Source organism: Cupriavidus taiwanensis (assembly GCF_900249755.1).
GTDB classification, from domain to species: Bacteria; Pseudomonadota; Gammaproteobacteria; order Burkholderiales; family Burkholderiaceae; genus Cupriavidus; species Cupriavidus taiwanensis_D.
On the sequence record NZ_LT976853.1, the window covers coordinates 92550 to 110513 of the forward strand.

Here is a 17964-nt window from a genome sequence, read left to right on the forward strand (position 1 = left end):
CATCGATAAGCCGTCCCCTTTCGTGCGCGCCCTGCGGCTGCTCCTGCTGGTCATGATGCTCGCCTTCCTGCCCCTGCCGGGCTGGGCGGCCGCATTCGCGCACGCCGTGGTGCCCGCCACCGAAGCCGCGGCCGTACCCGGCGCTGCGCTCGGCGCTGCCGATCAAGCCGCCGTGACCGCCGACCCGGCCGGCGATCCCCTGCCGCTTCCCGAAGCCGCCGAGCCGCAGTGGCAGCCCGGCGCCGACCTGGCCGAGCAACTGCTGCCCGCCGCCCCGCTGCGCCTGGCCCCGTGGGCCGGCCGCGCCGGGCCGCCGCGCTATGCCGGCGCCCTGCTGCCCGCGCCCGACCTGCCGCGGCTGCCGCGTCCGCCGCGCGCCTGATTCCCGACGGCGCGCACTTTCGCGCCCGCCCGAACCCGCGTGCCGCGCCCTCCGGTGCGGCGCGCGCCTGCGGTCCGACCGCATCCTTGCGCCGCCTGGCGCGACCTACCACTGCTCCACACACACATGAAACGCGTACTGCTTTTCCTGGCGACCAACCTCGCCGTCATGCTAGTCCTCAGCATCACCGCCAGCGTGCTGGGGGTGAACCGCTTCCTGACCGCCAACGGGCTGAACCTGGGCATGCTGCTGGGCTTTGCCGCGCTGATGGGCTTCGGCGGCGCCTTTATCTCGCTGCTGATGTCCAAGACCATCGCCAAGTGGTCGACCGGCGCGCAGGTCATCACCCACCCCAGCACCAGCACCGAGCTGTGGCTGGTGCAGACCGTCGAGAAGCTGGCGCAGCGCGCCGGCCTGCCGATGCCGGAAGTGGCCATCTACGACGGCGAACCCAATGCCTTCGCCACCGGCGCCACCAAAAACAGCTCGCTGGTGGCGGTGTCCACCGGCCTGCTGCAATCGATGTCGCATGAAGAGGTCGAGGCCGTGCTCGCGCACGAGGTCGCGCACGTGGCCAACGGCGACATGGTCACGCTGACGCTGATCCAGGGCGTGGTCAACACCTTCGTCATCTTCCTGGCGCGCGTGGTCGGCTACTTCGTCGATTCGATGCTGCGCAAGAACGACGAGCAATCGAGCGGCCCCGGCATCGGCTACATGGTCACGGTGATCGTGTGCGAGATCGTGTTCGGCATCCTGGCCAGCATCATCGTGGCGTGGTTCTCGCGCCGGCGCGAGTTCCGCGCCGATGCCGGCGCCGCCGGCATGATGGGCACGCCCACGCCGATGGTCGCGGCGCTGCGCCGCCTGGGCGGGCTGGATCCGGACGGGCTGCCGCAGAACATGCAGGCGATGGGCATCGCCGGCGGCAAGTCGTGGATGGCGCTGTTCTCGAGCCACCCGCCGATCGAGCAGCGCATCGCCGCGCTGCAGTCGGCGCGCTGAGGCCGCTGAAGCCGCTGACGCCGCTGAAGCAAGGGCTCAGTCGAACACCCTGCCGCGCAGCGACTTGACCTGGCTGCGCTGGCTCTTGCTCTCCAGCCGGCGCTGGCGCGATGCCAGCGTGGGCCGCGTCGGCCGGCGCACGCGCGGCGGCGTGGCCACGCTGCGCACCAGTTCGTGCAGGCGCCGCACCGCATCGTCGCGGTTCTGGTCGAGGCTGCGGAACTGCTGCGCCTTGATCACCACCACGCCGTCGCGCGTGATGCGGTGGTCATGCAGCGCCAGCAGCCGTTCCTTGTGGTCGGGCGCGAGCGACGACGCCCGCACGTCATAGCGCAGGTGCACGGCATTGGATACCTTGTTGATGTTCTGGCCGCCCGCCCCCTGGGCCCGGATCGCGGTGATCAGGTATTCGTGGTGGGGGATGACGAGGTCGTCGGTCATGCCTCGATCATAGCAAGCAGCGCCGGCGCTAGCGCCAAGCATAGGCCAGGCCGACCCCGTACGTGACCTGGTTGCGCGTGCCGCGCTGGGTCACGATGGGGCTGTCGGCGGCAGCGCCGGTCAGGCGCTGGCCGTACACCATCGCCCCGCCATACCAGTGCTTGTCCAGCTGCCAGATCAGCGCCAGCCAGCCGGTTAACTGCTCCAGCCCGCCGCCCGGGCTGTACGCCGGCAGGCCGCTGGCGGCCGCATCGGCTTGGGTCACGCCGAAATAGGTGCGGTTGAAGCTGCCGCTGACCCAGCTCGCGCCCAGCCCCGCGCCCGCATAGAGGCGATGGTGCAGCGGCACCCACAGCGAGCCGGTGGCGTTGACGCGCGCGCCGCCATAGACGATGCCGGCGTTGCTCATCACGTTGATGCCGCCACGCAGCCGCCACGGGATGCGCCCCGCGTTGAGATATTCGTAGCCGATAAAGCCGCCAGCCTCGACCGTGGTGTCGATCTCGTGCAGGCGCGCCACTACCGGGTCGTCGACGTTGTTGCGGCCCAGCCGCAGGCCCGCCGCCGGCCCCCACTGGAACCCGGTCAGCCCGCCGAAGTTGAACTGTGCATAGGGCCCGTACCATTCCAGCAGCCGCCCGCCCGGCGTAACGTAGCGCAGCCCGGGCACCACGCCGACCATGCGGTCCTTGCCGCCGGCAAACTCCGTGGTGGAGCCAACGCCCAGCCCTGCCATGCTGGGCAGTGCGCCCGGCAGCGTGGGCGGCGTCGCGCCGGCCGTCGCGGCGGCGCCGGACAGGGCCAGGGCTGCGATCGTGTGGAGGATCGTGCGGCGGCTTGAGGTCGTGACCATGGACGGATCGCGGATGGGATCCGGTGAATCTATCAGCACCCGGGCCATGGGTCGGCGGCCTGGCGTCATGAAAGTTTTCAGCGGCCCCCTTTAGACATGGCGATGGCCGGGACCGGCCGAGCGGGCTGAATGTGCCAACCACGGCCCTTTGCATGGCGCGTTATTGCGGACATGGCAATGGTCCATGGTGCCGCTTTGCCTTTTGTTCCACGTGATCCATGATGTAGCCAGCTTGCCCGGCACCACGGAACCGGCACCACCGATGCCGCGGGAGACAATCCGGACGAGCCTTCGTGGAGTCCGCCATGCGCCCCCGCCTTTCCGCCCTGCTCGACCGCCTGTGGGAGCAAGCCTTGCGCACGCCGCAGCGCTTCGTGGTGCTGTCGTTTGCCGTGGCATCGCTGTTGCTGCTGCTCATCGCCGCGCACGGGCTGACACTGCTGCGCGACCATGAAATCCAGTCGTTGCAGCAAACCCAGCAGTTGCAGGTCGCCGGCATCAGCTCGGTACTCAACGTCGAGGCCGAACGGCTGATGAGCGTGCGCAGCTTTGCCGAGCACCAGATCCGGCTGCAGACGGGGCCGCACGCGGTGGCGACCGATCCGCCGTTGCAGCAGGCGTACAACCAGCGCAACCAGGACCTGTGGATGCTGCCGGTGCCCGAAGGCGACGCGGTGCTGCTAGGCGTCGGGCCGCGCCTGCTGTCGGGGCTGGCGGGCTTCGCGCGACGCGACCGCGACCTGCTGCCCGGCCTGTTCGTGGCCCGCGGCCTGAGCCACCTGCTCAGCGCAGAGCCGCCCAGCCCGCTGGTCGCGCGCCGGCTGCTGTACGTCTCGACCAACGGCTTCTTCGTCGCCCATCCGCCCGTTCCCGCCACCGCCGCGGCAGCAACGCTGCAGCATGTCGCCGGCGCCGGCTACCTCACCATGCACACGGCCGCTGCCAATCCGCAGCGCACCCTCCGCTGGGACATGCAGGCCGCGTCAGACGGCAGCGGCGACAGCGCCCTGGCGCTGAGCGTGCCGGTCTATCTCAACGACGTCTTCCGCGGCGTCGCCATCACCGAGCTCTCGCAGCCCAGCCTGGACCAGTACCTGAGCCGGACCTCGCGCCCGAGCGTGCAGAGTTTCCTGGCCGATATCGATGGCAACCTGATCGCCGCCAGCGCCGGCAGTGTCAGGCGTGGCGAAACCCTGTCGATGGTGCTGCCGCCCGCCTGGCGCGAAGCCACCGCCGCCGAAATGTTCCGGCGCGGCGCGGGCACCATGCGCTTCCACGACGGCAGCCGCATCGTGTTCCAGCGCATCGGCAGCACCGGCCTGGTGCTGGTGGACTACTTCTCGGCCACCCAGATGCTGTGGCGTGTCGTGTCGCAGCTGAGCGCGTCGCTCGCGGCCGCCGCGCTGTCGCTGGGCTTGCTGCTGTGGGTCACGCTGAGGGGATTCAACCAGCTGTTCTCGCACTACCTGGCGCGTGGCGAGGCGCTGCGCGAGATGGCCGAGACCGACGCCCTGACCGGGCTGGCCAACCGCCGCGAGTTCGAGTCGCGCTTCGGCATCGAGTACCGCCACAGCCTGCGCGAGCGGGCGCCGATGTCGCTGCTGATGATCGACATCGACCGCTTCAAGCGCATCAACGACCACTGGGGCCACGCCAGCGGCGACCGCGTGCTGCGCACGCTGGCCGACGTGCTGCGCGCCACGCTGCGCACGATCGACGTGCCGGCGCGCATCGGCGGCGAGGAGTTTGCCGTGCTGCTGCCGCGCACCGGCCTCGACGAAGCCACCCGGCTCGCCGAACGCCTGCGCGAGGTGCTGGGCCAGACCCCGTGCGACCCCGCCGCCGACGCCAGCGACAAGGGCCCGATCCGCTTCACGGTCTCGATCGGCGTCGCCGATGCGGGCGCGGACGGCACCGACGGGCTCGACACCATGCTGATGGTGGCGGACCGGCGGCTCTACGCCGCCAAGAACGCCGGGCGCAACCGCGTCATCAGCGATGACTGCGTGCCCGAGCCGAGGCCGGAGGTGCCGGCACCGATGGGGGGGTGAGTCGCGCCTGCCCGGGTCGGTGGCAGAAAAGTCTTCAGGGGGAAGAAAGTTGGCGCGCCCGGCTGGGATCGAACCAGCAACCCCTGCCTTCGGAGGGCAGTACTCTATCCATTGAGCTACGGGCGCACAGGACGGTTTTGCAACCGGTTTTGCGGGTACAGCGGTTGCGGCGGGCGGATGCCGCCGCAGGAAAGTCGCATAGGATACCGCTTTTGCCGGGCGCCGTCCATGCGAGGCCGACGCGGGCGTCGGGGAACGTCTCGCAACCGCCGCTTTTTGGCACTGGCAGGGGGGCTTTGGCGCTATAATCGCCAGCTATTTGCGTCAAATCGTGCCCGTCGCGCCGTCGGCGCAGCGAGTCGACCGGGGTCAAATCCGGGCGGCTGGTTGTGAGCGACAATCGGGCCCCGGTCCGGGAGACAGTCCGAGGCACGCAAATGGCAACAGACCCAAGTCAGGCAAGGGCCGCAGGGGAGCGCGGGCGGTCCGGATGGGGCCGGATAGTGGTCAGCGAAGGGCCACACCAGGGCCAGAAAAAGCAAGCCGAGCGTAAGCGGCCAGAAGGTTTCCTGCAAAACTGAGAGTTCTGTATGAGCGACGTCCACAACGAACACCCCGAGCACGAGTCTCCCATCAAAACCCCGAAGCAGTTGATCGCAGTCGTGATCGCGGCGTTCCTGGTGCCGATCATCGTGATCATCCTGCTGGTCAACTTCGTCGGACACGGCTCGACCGAAAGCGCCGGCGCGACCACCACCGCCGAAGCCGTCAACGACCGCATCAAGCCGGTCGCCTCGCTCGAAATCAAGGATCCCAACGCGCCGCGCGTGTTCAAGACCGGCGAGCAGGTCTACAAGGAAATCTGCGCCGCCTGCCACGCCACCGGCGCGGCGGGTGCGCCCAAGTACGGTACCGCGGCCGACTGGACCGCGCGCATCGGCCAGGGCTTCGAAGGCCTGATGAAGTCGGTGCTCAACGGCAAGGGCGCGATGCCGCCGCGCGCCGGCAGCACGCCTGACGACTACACCGATTACGAACTGGCCCGCGCGGTGGTCTACATGGCCGACGCCGGCGGCGCCAAGTTCCCCGAGCCGGCCGCCCCGGCCGCAGCCGCGCCGACCACGGCCGCTGCCCCGGATGCCGCTCCCGCTGCTGCGGCAGCGCCCGCCCCTGCCGCGCCGGCGGCTCCGGCAGCCGCTGCCGCGCCCGCACCGGCCGCCGCTGCTGCTCCGGCCGCGCCGGCCGCTGCCTCGGCCGAAGTGGGCAAGAAGGTCTACGAGCAAGTCTGCGCCGCCTGCCACGCCGCCGGCGTGGCCGGTGCGCCCAAGTTCGGCGACAAGGCCGCCTGGGCGCCGCGCCTGAAGGAAGGCATGGACGCGGTCCACAACTTCGCGCTCAAGGGCAAGGGCGTGATGCCGCCCAAGGGCGGCTATGCCGGCCCGGACGCCGACGTGATCGCCGCGTCGGACTACATGGCCAACGCCGCCAAGTAAGCCGGCCCAGCCCTGACAAAAAAACCCGCGCATCAGGCGCGGGTTTTTTTTCGTGCCGCCGGCGCGGGCCGGCGTTGCGCGCCTACACCACGCGCGAGTAGCGGGGCACCATGCGGATCGGCTGGGCGCCATCGTTGGCGGCGCGCGCGCCATTGTCGACGGGCCGGGCGGCGTCGTCGCGCAGGTAGCGGTCGAACACCATCGCCACGCGGCGCACCAGCAGACGGCCCAGCGGCGTCACGGTGATGCGGCCGGGTTGGCAGTGCACCAGTCCGTCCGCGGACAGGTGGCCCAGCTCGGCCAGCTCCGCGGCAAACGTGCGCTGGAAATCGATGCCATGCCGCGCCTCGATGCGCGGGAGGTCGAGCACGCCATGGCACATCAGGTCGCCGATCAGCTCGCGCCGCAGGTGGTCGTCGGCCGTCATCGACACGCCGCGCGCCAGCGGCAGGCGGCCCTGGTCGAGCGCCCCGTAGTAGTCGTCGAGCGTGCGCGCGTTCTGCACGTAGCGGCCCGCGATCGCGCCGATGGCGGAGATGCCGAGCCCGACCTGGTCGTAGCCGGCGTGCGTCGAATAGCCCTGGAAATTGCGCTGCAGCCGGCCCTCGCGCTGGGCCACGGCCAGGTCGTCGTCCGGCAGCGCGAAGTGGTCCATGCCGATATAGACGTAGCCCTCGGCGGTGAGCCGCTCGATGGTCGAGACCAGGATGTCGAGCTTCTCGCCGGCCGGCGGCAAGGCGCTTTCGTCGATGCGGCGCTGCGGCTTGAACACATGCGGCAGGTGGGCGTAGCTGTAGACTGAAAGCCGGTCGGGACGCAGCGCCAGCACCTGGTCGATGGTGCGGCCAAAGCGTGCCGCGGTCTGGTGCGGCAGGCCGTAGATCAGGTCCAGGCTGACCGAGCGGAAGCCGAGCGCGCGCGCGGCGTCGACCACGGCGCGGGTCTCTGCGAACGGCTGGATGCGGTGGATGGCCTGCTGGACCTCGGCATCGAAATCCTGCACGCCCAGGCTGACGCGGTTGAAGCCGAGTTCGGCGAGCAGCGCCATGCGGTCCGGGTCGACGCGGCGCGGGTCGATCTCGATCGAGTGCTCGCCATCGGCCGCCAGCGTGAAATGCGTGTTCAGCAGCGCCATCACCCGACGCATTTCTTCCGAATTCAGGAAGGTTGGCGTGCCGCCGCCCCAGTGCGACTGGACCACCTGCCGGCGCGTACCGAGCCGCTCGGCCACCAGCGCCATCTCGCGCCCCAGGTAGCCGACGTAGCGCGCGCTGCGGCCGTGGTCGCGGGTGATGATCTTGTTGCAGCCGCAGTAGTAGCAGATGTTCTCGCAGAACGGGATATGCAGGTACAGCGACAACGGCGCCGGCGCGGCGCTGCGGCACGCGTCCAGCGCGTCGTGGTACAGCGACAGGTCGGGACCGTTGAGGAAGCGGTCCGCGGTCGGGTACGAGGTGTAGCGCGGACCGTTGCCGTCGATGCGCCCGGCGAGCGCGCGGAAGTCGGAAAGCGCGCGGCGGTCGAGCGCGGGGGAAGTCATGGCGGACGGGTTCATGGGGGCGCGGGGGAATGGGTGTGCGACACGCCATCGTAGGACCGGGCCGGCGCCAGCAGCTTGACCGCCGTCAAGCCGCGGCCTGAGCCACCGCCCTCGCCGCGGGCCGGCATGCGCGCGTACGTCACATCGGCGTCACAGGTGCCGGGTACGCTGCGTGCCACCGCGCGCGAACGAGATCCTTTACCCTCACCGCCGTGTCGATTTCCCGCCAGACCTCCATGACACCGCCGCAGCGGCTCAGCCCGCGGCCGCCTTGCCGCCGCTGCCACCATTCCCGAGCAGCGCCTTGAGCGCGCCGAGGCGGTCCTTCGGGCTCATCGCCGGGGTCGCGTCGACCGGCGCGGGCGCCTCTTCCAGCTTCATCTCGCCGATAAAGCGCGACGGCTGGCACGAATAGGTCTCGCGCGCACGCTTGCGCTTCTTGCACCAGCTGACATGCAGGCTGCGCTGCGCACGCGTGATGCCCACATACATCAGGCGCCGCTCTTCCTCGATCTTGTCGTCGCTCATGTCCTCGTCCTCGCGGCAGTGGGGCAGGATGCCCTCCTCCACGCCGACCAGGAACACATGCGGATACTCCAGCCCCTTGGACGCATGCAGCGTGGACAGCCGCACCGCGTCCGGGTCTTCCTCGCGCCCTTCCAGCATGCTCATCAGCGCCACGGTCTGCGTCAGTTCGAGCAGGTTCTTGCCTTCGCTGCCGAAGCCGTCGGCGGTGTCGAAGCCGGTGGCCCCCTCGCCTTCCGCGCCTTGCGCGCCCTCGGGCTTGGTGCCCTTGCGCTTGAGCCAGTCGAGGAATTCCAGCGTATTGGTCCAGCGCGACTGCGCCTGCCGTTCGTCGAAGCTGTCGTACAGGTAGGCCTCGTAGTGGATGCCGGCCATCAGGTCATCGAGCACCTCGGTGGCCGGATCCTTCGCCGCGCGGTCGGCCAGCCGCACCATCGATTCGCAGAACACGCGCAGCGGTTCCAGCTGGCGCGGCTGCAGCTTGCCTTCGATGCCGCCCATCATCGCCGCCTCGAACAGCGACACCTTGGCCTGGCCGGCGAAGGTGCCCAGCACTTCGAGCGTGGTGTTGCCCACCCCGCGCCGCGGCGTGGTGATGGCGCGGATAAAGGCGGGATCGTCGTCGGGATTGGCGATCAGGCGCAGGTAGGCGCAGATGTCCTTGATCTCGGCCTTGTCGAAGAAGCTCTGGCCGCCCGACAGCACGTAGGGGATGCGTTCGCGCCGCAGGATCTGCTCGAACAGCCGCGCCTGGTGGTTGCCGCGGTACAGGATGGCGTAGTCGCGGAACTGCGCGCGGCGCTCGAACTTGTGCGCGGACAGGCGGAACACCACCGACTCGGCCTCGTGCTCCTCGTCGTTCATCGGGTGGATGGCGATGGGGTCGCCCATGCCGTGCTCGCTCCACAGCTTCTTGTCGAACAGCTTGGGGTTGTTGGCGATGACGGCGTTGGCTGCTTCCAGGATGCGCACGGTGGAGCGGTAGTTCTGCTCCAGCTTGATCACCTTCAGGTCGGGGAAGTCGGTCTGCAGCCCGCGCAGGTTGTCCAGCGTGGCGCCGCGCCAGCCATAGATGGCCTGGTCGTCGTCGCCCACCGCGGTGAAGGCCGGCGCGCGCAGGTGCGAGCCGCCGGCCAGCAGCTTGAGCAGCTGGTACTGGCAGGCGTTGGTGTCCTGGTATTCGTCGACCAGGAAGTAGCGCAGGCGGTTCTGCCATTTCAGCCGTACCGCTTCATCGCGCGCGAACAGTTCCGCCGGCAGGCGGATCAGGTCGTCGAAATCCACTGCCTGGTAGGCGTGCAGCGTGGCCACATAGTTGTGGTAGACCAGCGCGGCCTGGTGCTCGTCGGCATTGGCGGCCTGCGCGATCGCGGCCTCCGGATCGACCATGCCGTTCTTCCACAGCGAGATGGTGCTTTGCACGCCGCGGATCAGCTTCTTGTCGGTGGTGCCGAGCTGCTCCTGGATCAGGCCGAAGCAGTCGTCCGAATCCATGATCGAGAACTGCGGCTTCAGGCCGACGCGCTCGGCCTCCATGCGCAGGATCTGCACGCCCAGCGAGTGGAAGGTGCAGACCGTCAGCTGCCTGAGCGGGATGCGCTTGCCCTCGCGCGTGGTCTTGCCCTCCATCAGCTTGGCGATGCGCTCCTGCATTTCCTTGGCCGCCTTGTTGGTGAAGGTGACGGCGGCGATATGGCGCGGCTCGAAGCCCTTGTCCTCGATCAGATGCGCGATCTTCTGCGTGATCACCCGGGTCTTCCCAGAGCCCGCGCCAGCCAGCACCAGGCAAGGCCCGTCCAGGTAGCGGACGGCTTCGGATTGGGCGGGGTTCAGGCCATGGGTCATGCGGGGCGGGCGTTGGGGGCGGCAGCGGAATCGAACGAAACGGGCGGGATTTGCCGGCATCCCGTCGGCGGGAACGCGGCAAAGCTGCCGATGTTAACACGCGCGCCATGGCAGGTCAGTCAGCAAAATCCGCGACCACGGGCCTGGCTTGTGTCACCGGCGTAACACTTCGTAAAGAGCGGAGCCATTGGCATAACGCGACGCTCTAACCAGTGTGTCCCCCGGCCCGCCGGGCTGCATGGGCATGCACGAATCATCACATCGGAGCCAGCAATGAAAACCCTGCAAACTTTGACCAAGGTGACCCTGATCGGCATGACGGTCGCGGCCTTCGCGGGTTGCGCGGACATGACCCCGAAACAACGTAATACCGCCATTGGTGCCGGTGCCGGCGCGGTGGGCGGCGCCGTGCTGACCGACGGCAGCGCGCTCGGCACGCTGGGCGGCGCGGCAGTGGGCGGCGTGATCGGCAACGTCGTCACCGACGACAAGAAGAAGTAAACCGGGAAGCCGGCGGGAAGCAGCCCGGCCCCGCAGCGGTGGGTACGGCAGGCCTCTGCCGTGGTTTGACAAAGGCCGGGGCCTCCCGTACATTGCGCGCATCCAACCGGGAGAGCGCGCATCGCCTGCGCCGCCGAAGGGGTATCACCCGAAAACTCTCAGGCACCACGGACCGGTAGGATCGGCATGCAACATGCACACGATGCATGCCGCACTCTGGAGAGCGGCACCCGCCATTCGTGCGAGCGTGCCCACCGAAGGGGCGCGCGAGGATGGGATCCCACGGATCCGTCTCGTAATCTCTCAGGTATCGAGGACAGAGGGGTCATCCGCCGCAGCGGATTGCTTGCCATATTGGCGTAGCGATCGTTGCGGCGGATGACCCTTTTTTCGTTTTCGCCAACCGAGACTGCCCCGAGGATCCCATGACGCTCCAGGCCACGCCCCTCAACGCTATCCACCGCGCCCTCGGCGCCCGCATGGTCGACTTCGGCGGCTGGGACATGCCGGTCAACTATGGCTCGCAGATCGAAGAGCACCACGCCGTGCGCAACGATGCGGGCATGTTCGACGTCTCGCACATGTGCGTGGTCGACCTCGCCGGCGCCAATACCCACAGCTTCCTGCGCGGCCTGCTGGCCAACAATGTCGACAAGCTGCAGACGCCCGGCAAGGCGCTCTATTCCTGCATGCTCGACGAGAACGGCGGCGTCATCGACGACCTGATCGTCTATTTCTTCGCCGAGGACCGCTTCCGCCTGGTGGTCAACGCCGGCACCGCGGTGGGCGATATCGACTGGATCCGCGCCCGCAACGACGCCACCGGCAGCGGCGTGACCATCACGCCGCGCCGTGAAGATGTCGCACCCGAAGGTGTGGAACCGCTTGCGATCGTCGCGGTGCAGGGGCCCAACGCGCGCGCCAAGGTGTGGAGCACCTTCCCGTCGACCCAGCCTGCCGATGCGCTCAAGCCGTTCAACGCGGTGGTGGTGCAGGACCCGGCCCTCGGCGAAGTGATGGTGGCGCGTACCGGCTACACCGGCGAGGACGGCTTCGAACTGGTGGTGCCGGCCGCGAGCGTCGCCGGCCTGTGGGAAAAGCTCAATGCCGCGGGCGTGCGCCCGGCCGGCCTGGGCGCGCGCGACACGCTGCGCCTGGAAGCCGGCATGAACCTGTACGGCCAGGATATGGATATCAAGGTCTCGCCGCTGGATGCGGGCCTGGCGTGGACCGTCGACCTGCAGAGCGAGCGCGACTTCACCGGCAAGGCGGCGCTGGCGGCCCAGGGGCAGCAGCAACAGTTCCTCGGCCTGATCCTGCGAGACAAGGGCGGCGTGCTGCGCGCCCACCAGAAAGTCATCACCCCCGCCGGTGACGGTGAAATCACCAGCGGCACCTTCAGCCCCTCGCTGTCGCAATCGATCGCGTTCGCGCGCCTGCCCAAGGGCGTGAACGTGGGCGACACCGTGCAGGTGGCCATCCGCGACCGCAAACTCAACGCGACTGTGGTTAAACTGCCGTTTGTGCGTCATGGCAAGGCACTCGTGAGCTAAGGGCACGCCCCGCTCACCCAACGGTCGCCCTCGCCTGCCGGCAGCGTTGCCGGGCAGGCATCACCCAACAAGAAACAGATCTGAATCCGGAGAACCTTCATGAATTTCCCCGCTGACCTCAAGTACACCGAGTCGCATGAGTGGGTGCGCGTCGAAGCCGACGGCACGCTCACGATCGGCATCACCGACCACGCCCAGGACGCGCTGGGCGACATCGTCTTCCTGGAACTGCCCGAAGTGGGCAAGTCGGTCGGTGCCGGCGACGCGCTGGCCGTGGTGGAATCGGTGAAGGCCGCGTCCGACATCTACGCCCCGGTGGCCGGCGAAGTGATCGCCGTGAACGAGGCCGCAACGGCCGCGCCGGAAAGCGTCAACGCCGACGCCTTCGACGCGTGGCTGTTCAAGCTCAAGCCGGCCAACGGCGACGACGTCAACGGCCTGATGTCGGCCGACGCGTACAAGGCCAGCGTCGGCGCCTGATTCTCGTCGTTCCCGCCTGCGCGGGAACGACAAGCGAAATTGAAGCGCAGCAGCACGGCTGACCACCTGCTTCTGCGCCCCCACGAGGTTCTTGCCAATGAACGCCCCGCTTCCCATGACCGCCGCCCAAGCAAACCGGCCCACGCTGGCCGAACTGGAGGCGCGCGACGCCTTCGCCGCCCGCCATATCGGCCCCGATACCCCGGAACAGCAGCACATGCTGAAGGTGCTCGGCTATGACAGCCGCGCCGCGCTGATCGACGCCGTCATCCCCGCCGCCATCCGCCGCCGCGACGGCATGCCGATGGGCGAGTTCACCGAGCCGCTGAGCGAGGAAGCGGCGCTGGCGAAGCTGCGCGGACTGGCACGCAAGAACAAGGTGCTGAAGAGCTTTATCGGCCAGGGCTACTTCAACACCATCACGCCCGGCGTCATCCTGCGCAATATCTTCGAGAATCCGGCCTGGTACACTGCCTACACGCCGTACCAGCCCGAGATCTCGCAGGGCCGGCTCGAAGCGATGCTGAACTTCCAGCAGATGGTCACCGACCTGACCGGGCTGGATATCGCCAATGCGTCGATGCTCGACGAAGGCACCGCCGCGGCCGAGGCGATGACGCTGCTGCAGCGCGTGAACAAGCACGATTCGAATATCTTCTTCGTCGCCGACGACGTGCTGCCGCAGACGCTGGAAGTGGTGCGCACGCGCGCGCTGCCGCTGGGCATCGAAGTGAAGGTCGGCCCCGCCGCCGACGCCGCCGCCGCGGGCGCCTTCGGCGTGCTGCTGCAGTATCCGGGCGTGAACGGCGACATCAATGACTACCGCGCCATCGCCGACGCCGTGCACGCCGCCGGCGGCCTGGTGGTCGCTGCCGCCGACCTGCTGGCGCTGACGCTGATCGCCGCGCCGGGCGAATGGGGCGCCGACGTGGCGGTGGGCAACTCGCAGCGCTTCGGCGTGCCGCTGGGCTTCGGCGGCCCGCACGCCGGCTACATGGCGGTGAAGGACGCGTTCAAGCGCTCGATGCCGGGCCGGCTGGTCGGCGTGACCATCGATGCGCAGGGCAACAAGGCCTACCGGCTGGCGCTGCAGACGCGCGAGCAGCATATCCGCCGCGAGAAGGCCACCTCCAACATCTGTACCGCGCAGGTGCTGCTGGCGGTGATGGCGTCGATGTATGCGGTCTACCACGGCCCGCAGGGCCTCAAGCGCATTGCGCAGCGCGTGCATCGCCTGACCGCGACGCTGGCCGCCGGCCTGCAGGCGCTGGGCTTTGCGCGCACCAACGCCAGCTTCTTCGACACGCTGACGCTGGAAACCGGCTTCAATACCGATGCCATCCACGCCGCCGCCACCGCGCGCGGCATCAACCTGCGCCATGCCGGCGCCACGCGCGTCGGCATCTCGCTGGACGAGACCGCCACCCGCGCCGACGTGATCGCGCTGTGGGAGATCTTTACGCAAGGCAAGCCGCTGCCCGCCGAGGTGGACTTCGACAAGCTCGAGGCCGCCGTGCAGGATGCCTTCCCGCCGGCGCTGGCGCGCAGCAGCCAGTACTTGACGCACCCCGTCTTCAACACGCACCACGCCGAGCACGAGATGCTGCGCTACCTGCGCATGCTGGCCGACAAGGACCTGGCGCTGGACCGCACCATGATCCCGCTGGGCTCGTGCACGATGAAGCTGAATGCCACCAGCGAGATGATCCCGGTGACCTGGCCCGAGTTCAGCCAGATCCACCCGTTCGCGCCGCTGGACCAGACCGTCGGCTACCGCGAGATGATCGACCAGCTCGAGGCCATGCTGTGCGCGGCCACGGGCTACGCCGCGGTCAGCCTGCAGCCCAACGCCGGCTCGCAGGGCGAGTATGCCGGCCTGCTGATCATCCACGCCTACCACGCCAGCCGCGGCGAGAGCCATCGCGACATCTGCCTGATCCCGTCGTCGGCGCACGGCACCAACCCGGCGTCGGCGCAGATGGCCGGCATGAAGGTGGTGGTGGTGGCCTGCGACGAAAACGGCAACGTCGACCTGGAAGACCTGGCGAAGAAGGCCGAGCAGCACAGCAAGAACCTGGCTGCGATCATGATCACCTACCCGTCGACGCACGGCGTGTTCGAGCCGGGCGTGCAGCAGATCTGCGAGATCGTGCACCAGCACGGCGGCCAGGTGTACGTGGATGGCGCCAACATGAACGCGATGGTCGGCACCGCCGCGCCGGGGCAGTTCGGCGGCGACGTGTCGCACCTGAACCTGCACAAGACCTTCTGCATTCCGCACGGCGGTGGCGGCCCGGGCGTGGGCCCGGTCGCGGTCGGCGCGCACCTGGCGGACTTCCTCCCCAACCAGGACAGCGTCGGCTACCGGCGCGACGAGCGCGGCATCGGCGGCGTGTCGGCGGCGCCGTTCGGCTCGGCCAGCATCCTGCCGATCTCGTGGATGTATATCGCGATGATGGGCTCGGCCGGCCTGACCGGCGCGACCGAGAACGCGATCCTGGCCGCCAACTATGTCGCCAAGCGCCTGGCGCCGTACTACCCGGTGCTGTACACCGGCCAGCACGACCTGGTCGCGCACGAGTGCATTCTGGACCTGCGCCCGCTGCAGAAGGAAACCGGCATCAGCAACGAAGACGTGGCCAAGCGCCTGATGGACTACGGCTTCCACGCCCCCACCATGAGCTTCCCGGTGCCCGGCACGCTGATGATCGAGCCGACCGAGAGCGAGGCGCTGCACGAGCTGGACCGCTTTATCGACGCGATGATCGCGATCCGCCAGGAAATCGGCCGCGTCGCCGACGGTACTTTCGACCGCGACGACAACCCGCTCAAGCACGCGCCGCACACCGCCGCGGTGGTTTCCGCCAACGAGTGGACCCACCAGTACACGCGCGAGGAAGCCGCCTACCCGGTGGCGTCGCTGCGCACGCAGAAGTACTGGCCGCCGGTCGGCCGCGCCGACAACGTGTACGGCGACCGCAACCTGTTCTGCGCCTGCGTGCCGGTCAGCGATTACGTGGTGGACTGAGCCGGCAACCCGGCCACAAGCTAAGCTGTACTCAGGGCGCCGCGCAACGCGGCGCCCGCCGGCATGGTCCGGCGTCAAACTGGAGGCCGTCCGTGGCAGTCAGCGTTTTCGATCTGTTCAAGGTGGGCATCGGCCCGTCGAGCTCGCACACCGTGGGGCCGATGCGCGCGGCGCTGATGTTCGCGCAGGGACTGGAGCGCGACGGGCTGCTGCCGCAAGTCGCCAGCGTGCGGGTGGAGCTGTACGGCTCGCTCGGCGCCACCGGCAAGGGCCACGGCACCGACAAGGGCGTGATCCTGGGCCTGATGGGCGAGGCGCCCGACACCATCGACCCGGATTCCATCGACACGCGCCTGGCGGCCCTGCGCCAGACGCGCGAACTGTCGCTGCTGGGCCGCCACCTGGTGCCCTTCGTCGAGAAGGAGCACATCGCCTTCTACCGGCGCGAGGCCATGGCCGAGCACCCCAACGGCATGAAGTTCCACGCCTTCGATGCGGGTGGCGCGACGCTGCGCGAGGCGCGCTACCTGTCGGTCGGCGGCGGCTTCGTGGTCACCGCCGGCGCGCCCAATACGCAGGTGCTCAACGCCGCGCAGCAGTTGCCGCACCCGTTCCGCAGCGGCAAGGAACTGCTGGGAATGGCCAGCGCAAGCGGCAAGAGCATCGCCCGCTTGATGATGGAAAACGAACTGACCTGGCGTAGCGAGGCAGACGTGGTCAACGGCCTGCTGCATATCTGGGACGTGATGCAGGCGTGCGTCGCGCGCGGCTGCCGCACCGACGGCGAACTGCCGGGCCCGTTCAGGGTGAAGCGGCGCGCGCCCGAACTGTACCGCAGCCTGACCGAGCGCGCCGAGCGCACGCTGTCGGATCCGCTGTCGGTGATGGACTGGGTCAACCTGTACGCGATCGCCGTCAATGAAGAGAACGCCGCCGGCGGGCGCGTGGTCACGGCACCGACCAACGGCGCGGCCGGCATCATCCCCGCGGTGCTGCACTACTACGACCGCTTCGTGCCTGGCGCAAACCGCGAGGGCGTGGTCGACTTCCTGCTGACCGCGGGCGCGATCGGGCTGCTGTACAAGCTCAACGCGTCGATCTCCGGCGCCGAGGTCGGCTGCCAGGGCGAAGTCGGCGTGGCGTGCTCGATGGCGGCCGGCGCACTCGCCGCGGTCACGGGGGGCAGCCCGGCTCAGGTGGAGAATGCCGCCGAGATCGGCATGGAGCACAACCTGGGCCTGACCTGCGACCCGGTCGGCGGGCTGGTGCAGATTCCCTGCATCGAGCGCAACGCGATGGCCTCGGTCAAGGCGGTCAACGCGGCGCGCATGGCGCTGCGCGGCGACGGCACGCACTACGTGTCGCTCGATTCGGTGATCAAGACCATGCGCGAAACCGGCGCCGACATGAAGACCAAGTACAAGGAAACGGCGCGCGGCGGCCTGGCGGTGAATATCGTGGAGTGCTAGCGCGGGTGCGGCGTATCATGGCGGCGTTCCCCGGCCAAACAACAAGAGGACGGCCATGCAGACCTTCCACCAGCTGTTCGACGAGACCTCGTCCACCTTCACCTATTTGCTGATCGACGCCGCCACCGGGGACGCGCTGCTGATCGATCCGGTCGACCACCAGTTCGAGCGCGACCTGGCGCTGCTGCAGCAGACCGGCGCGCGGCTGGCCTGGGTGATCGAGACCCATGCCCATGCCGACCACATCACCTCGGCCGGCCACCTCGCCCTGCAGACCGGCGCGCATACCGCGGCGCCGTCCGGCTGCGACATCAAGCCCGCGCAGAAGCAGTTGATCGACGGCGACACCGTCGCCTTCGGCAAGCAGGTGCTGCGTGCCATCCATACGCCCGGGCATACCGCCGGCAGCATGAGCTACCTGTGGGAAGAAGCCACTGCCGACGGCATCGTGCGCCGCGTCTTTACCGGCGACGCGCTGCTGATCGACGGCTGCGGCCGCACCGATTTCCAGTCCGGCGACGCCGGCACGCTGTACGACAGCCTGACCCGCAAGCTGTTCGCGCTGCCCGACGACACGCTGGTCTACCCGGCCCATGACTACAAGGGCCGCACCGTCTCCACCATCGGCCATGAACGCGCGCATAACAGCCGCGTCGCGGGCCGCACGCGCGAACAGTTCGTCGAGATGATGCGCAACCTGAACCTGCCGCGGCCGAAGATGATCGATGTCGCCGTGCCGGCCAACCAGCGCCTGGGCCTGCGCGACGGCGAAAGCGTGCCGCACGGCGCCTGAGGTTT

Annotated in this window: 14 protein-coding genes, 1 tRNA gene and 2 riboswitches; of the genes, 10 read left to right on the forward strand and 5 right to left on the reverse strand. The window is 68.8% G+C overall.

Annotation, left to right across the window (positions count from 1 at the left end; genetic code table 11):
- Positions 1-52: 52 nt before the first annotated feature.
- A complete protein-coding gene (locus tag CBM2594_RS00475; protein ID WP_198048078.1) occupies positions 53-382 on the forward strand; it encodes a hypothetical protein in 330 nt (109 codons plus the stop codon).
- Positions 383-508: 126 nt separating this feature from the next.
- Positions 509-1387 (forward strand): protease HtpX, encoded by an 879-nt coding sequence (gene htpX / locus CBM2594_RS00480; RefSeq protein WP_116355120.1) that lies wholly within the window; start codon positions 509-511, stop codon positions 1385-1387.
- 36 nt (positions 1388-1423) lie between these two features.
- Here the strand turns inward: htpX and arfB are convergent, their stop codons facing one another.
- Positions 1424-1828, reverse strand: coding sequence for an alternative ribosome rescue aminoacyl-tRNA hydrolase ArfB (gene arfB / locus CBM2594_RS00485; protein ID WP_116355121.1), 405 nt, complete (start codon positions 1826-1828; stop codon positions 1424-1426).
- Between the two features lie 28 nt (positions 1829-1856).
- Positions 1857-2681, reverse strand: coding sequence for a MipA/OmpV family protein (locus CBM2594_RS00490; RefSeq protein ID WP_116355122.1), 825 nt, complete (start codon positions 2679-2681; stop codon positions 1857-1859).
- Positions 2682-2986: 305 nt separating this feature from the next.
- Here CBM2594_RS00490 and CBM2594_RS00495 point away from each other — a divergent pair, with 305 nt between their 5' ends.
- A complete protein-coding gene (locus tag CBM2594_RS00495; RefSeq protein ID WP_116355123.1) occupies positions 2987-4732 on the forward strand; it encodes a diguanylate cyclase in 1746 nt (581 codons plus the stop codon).
- 50 nt (positions 4733-4782) lie between these two features.
- On the opposite strand, the gene CBM2594_RS00500 is transcribed toward CBM2594_RS00495, so the two are convergent.
- Positions 4783-4858 (reverse strand) — tRNA-Arg (locus CBM2594_RS00500).
- 464 nt (positions 4859-5322) lie between these two features.
- Here CBM2594_RS00500 and CBM2594_RS00505 point away from each other — a divergent pair.
- The gene (locus CBM2594_RS00505) at positions 5323-6225 is read left to right on the forward strand and encodes a c-type cytochrome (protein ID WP_116355124.1); all 903 of its coding nucleotides are present in this window, start codon (positions 5323-5325) and stop codon (positions 6223-6225) included.
- Between the two features lie 82 nt (positions 6226-6307).
- Here the strand turns inward: CBM2594_RS00505 and hemN are convergent, their stop codons facing one another.
- Together hemN and CBM2594_RS00515 are read right to left on the reverse strand one after the other, a co-directional pair.
- Positions 6308-7780 (reverse strand): oxygen-independent coproporphyrinogen III oxidase, encoded by a 1473-nt coding sequence (hemN, locus tag CBM2594_RS00510; protein ID WP_116355125.1) that lies wholly within the window; start codon positions 7778-7780, stop codon positions 6308-6310.
- Positions 7781-8020: 240 nt separating this feature from the next.
- Positions 8021-10135 carry a UvrD-helicase domain-containing protein gene (locus tag CBM2594_RS00515; RefSeq protein WP_116355126.1) on the reverse strand — a complete coding sequence of 705 codons (2115 nt, stop codon included), beginning with the start codon at positions 10133-10135 and terminating at the stop codon, positions 8021-8023.
- Between the two features lie 273 nt (positions 10136-10408).
- Here CBM2594_RS00515 and CBM2594_RS00520 point away from each other — a divergent pair, with 273 nt between their 5' ends.
- The 6 genes from CBM2594_RS00520 to CBM2594_RS00545 all read left to right on the forward strand — a co-directional run bounded on the left by CBM2594_RS00520 (position 10409) and on the right by CBM2594_RS00545 (position 17959).
- Positions 10409-10636, forward strand: coding sequence for a glycine zipper 2TM domain-containing protein (locus CBM2594_RS00520; RefSeq protein WP_012354259.1), 228 nt, complete (start codon positions 10409-10411; stop codon positions 10634-10636).
- Positions 10637-10733: 97 nt separating this feature from the next.
- A riboswitch (glycine riboswitch) is annotated at positions 10734-10821 on the forward strand.
- 21 nt (positions 10822-10842) lie between these two features.
- Positions 10843-10966: riboswitch (glycine riboswitch) on the forward strand.
- A 95-nt stretch (positions 10967-11061) separates the two neighbouring features.
- Positions 11062-12189, forward strand: a complete 1128-nt coding sequence (gene gcvT / locus CBM2594_RS00525) for a glycine cleavage system aminomethyltransferase GcvT (protein ID WP_116355127.1) — start codon at positions 11062-11064, stop codon at positions 12187-12189.
- A 99-nt stretch (positions 12190-12288) separates the two neighbouring features.
- Entirely contained in the window at positions 12289-12669 is a 381-nt protein-coding gene (gene gcvH, locus CBM2594_RS00530; RefSeq protein WP_010812169.1) for a glycine cleavage system protein GcvH, read from the forward strand.
- A 97-nt stretch (positions 12670-12766) separates the two neighbouring features.
- Complete coding sequence (gcvP, locus tag CBM2594_RS00535; RefSeq protein ID WP_116355128.1) at positions 12767-15697, forward strand: aminomethyl-transferring glycine dehydrogenase; 2931 nt, start codon at positions 12767-12769, stop codon at positions 15695-15697.
- 92 nt (positions 15698-15789) lie between these two features.
- The gene (locus CBM2594_RS00540) at positions 15790-17166 is read left to right on the forward strand and encodes an L-serine ammonia-lyase (RefSeq protein WP_116355129.1); all 1377 of its coding nucleotides are present in this window, start codon (positions 15790-15792) and stop codon (positions 17164-17166) included.
- 55 nt (positions 17167-17221) lie between these two features.
- Positions 17222-17959, forward strand: coding sequence for an MBL fold metallo-hydrolase (locus CBM2594_RS00545; RefSeq protein ID WP_116355130.1), 738 nt, complete (start codon positions 17222-17224; stop codon positions 17957-17959).
- Positions 17960-17964 lie beyond the last annotated feature (5 nt).